We start from the raw sequence: 2,026 nt of genomic DNA on the forward strand, positions 1-2,026 counted from the left end.
TTTTAGCATCAAGGGGTTCCTTTACGTGTTGAAAAAATAAAATAAGTTTTGTAAACAACGGCGGATTGTTGCTTACAAAACTTATTATACGAGGATGATTTTTATGAATAGCAATAGCTATTTTAATGAAGTGGCAAATCAATGGGATACTATGCGTAATGCTTTTTTCTCTGAATTTGTTAGAGAAAAGGCTTATAGTATTGTTGATTTGAAGCAAGGAAGAACCGTTGCGGATATTGGTGCTGGTACTGGTTTTATCACGGAAGGTCTTGTAAAAAAGGGAATTAGTGTTATTGCTGTTGATTATTCGAATGAAATGTTAAATCAAATGAAAGAAAAATTTAAACACTACAGTAATATTGATTACAAGCAAGGAGAAGCAGAAGATCTGCCTATTGAAATTAATAAAGTTGACTATACCATTGCGAATATGTATTTGCATCATGTTAATAATCCATTAGCTGCGATTAAGGAAATGGTAAGAATTACAAAACCAGGTGGGAAAATTGTAATCACTGATTTAGATGCACATAATCATGAATTTTTAAAAATTGAACATTTTGATAGATGGCTAGGATTTAAACGTGAAGATATAAGGCAATGGTTTTTAGATGCTGGACTTAAAAATATTACTGTCGATTGTGTTGGAGGAAATTGTTGTACTACTTCGAAATGTGAAAATGAAAGTGCAAGCATAAGTATCTTTATTGCTTCTGGAGAGAAATAACATCCAATAATGTGAACTAATAAGACTAGGATTTCCGTGCTCAAGCGGACTACTAGTCTTTTCTATTGTAAAATATTATATTTTATACAAGGCAACACTGCCGATGCATGCAGATACTAAACTGTTCTAGGCAGAATTTTACTTAATTGAGCATGGCAAGTATTATTTTTTTATCGACAAGCACTTGCAATCTTAAATGTGCCTCTTTGCCTTATGGTAGGGAGGTGCATTTTAATAGTATCTAATAAATACCTTAAATTTAACATACTATGTAACCTTTACTAGCAATCATACATAAAATAAGATGCGGATAGATATATCCAGGCAGACCAAAAGGAGAGAGAATAAATGTCTAATTACAATTTATTTAAATTTACGCCAGGGACCATTTTGACTGTTGTTACAAATTCAGGCGCAGTATATGTGGGAGCATTTATATCAGTACGTCATTGCACTGACTCTGATGAAACAGAAGCACGGTTTATTATACTACAGTTAACTAGTGCAGTTTCGCCATATGTTATAGGAGATGTTATTGCGATCACTATTAATGAAATCACCTCTATTGGTCCTCTTAGAGAATCGTAGTGAGAGTATAAAAGATAATACCAAAGCCGAAATCTGAAAGGTGGAATTAAAATGTTTTTTGGTAACAGTTTTAGGGCGGTCTGGTTTTTAGTCTTGATTATTAGTCTATGGGTTCTTTTATTTCCAGATATTTCGAATACTAGTGATTGCTAATAATGTTATATACAGATTTATCGATAGATAAAAGCCACCTTGAGTGAGGGGGGCTTTGCTTTATATTAATGCTGCTGGTTACGGTCAGCGGTATATACCAGTAGGGCTACAGAGTAATTTTAGCAGGATGATGCAGTAAGCTATGATCACCATTCTTGTGATCTAGTTTAGGATGGGAAGTGAAATATACAAGGAAAACGGAAAAGCTATTTTTCTTATTTTGATTCGTAACAAAAAGCTTCTAAGAAGCATAAACTATAATAAATAAACCAGTCATGCAGAAAGGAGGAATATTTATGGGATTTGGTGGTTGGGGTGGCGGACGTGGAGGTTCTAGCTTTATCATTATAATTATTATTCTTCTTCTATTTTTCTGCTGCTGTGACGATGACTGTAGCTCTACTTGCTAAAGATCTAAACCTGCCCGTCGCTTAGTCAGTATTCCTTAAAGGCGCCTTGCTCTTATAGACCGCTCCCGTGGAAATAGACAGGCAGGAAACGCCCTGTCGTAGGATAGCTTAGAATTACACGGCCATGCTCCTGATTTGAAAGGGAGTA

Annotated in this window: 2 protein-coding genes; both read left to right on the forward strand. The window is 34.8% G+C overall.

Annotation, left to right across the window (positions count from 1 at the left end; translation table 11 throughout):
• Positions 1 to 103: 103 nt before the first annotated feature.
• The gene (locus BMZ99_RS25775; RefSeq protein WP_090944986.1) at positions 104 to 727 is read left to right on the forward strand and encodes a class I SAM-dependent methyltransferase; all 624 of its coding nucleotides are present in this window, start codon (positions 104 to 106) and stop codon (positions 725 to 727) included.
• 348 nt (positions 728 to 1,075) lie between these two features.
• Positions 1,076 to 1,315, forward strand: coding sequence for a hypothetical protein (locus BMZ99_RS25780; RefSeq protein WP_090944989.1), 240 nt, complete (start codon positions 1,076 to 1,078; stop codon positions 1,313 to 1,315).
• The last annotated feature ends 711 nt before the right edge of the window (positions 1,316 to 2,026 follow it).

Origin of the sequence: Pelosinus propionicus DSM 13327 (assembly GCF_900114615.1) — a bacterium.
Lineage (GTDB): Bacteria > Bacillota > Negativicutes > DSM-13327 > DSM-13327 > Pelosinus > Pelosinus propionicus.

What these genes read in the sequence shown, in the direction of transcription:
- BMZ99_RS25775 (WP_090944986.1), top strand. Translation starts at nt 104, where the DNA reads ATGAATAGCAATAGCTATTTTAATGAAGTGGCAAATCAATGGGATACT.
- BMZ99_RS25780 (WP_090944989.1), top strand. Translation starts at nt 1,076, where the DNA reads ATGTCTAATTACAATTTATTTAAATTTACGCCAGGGACCATTTTGACT.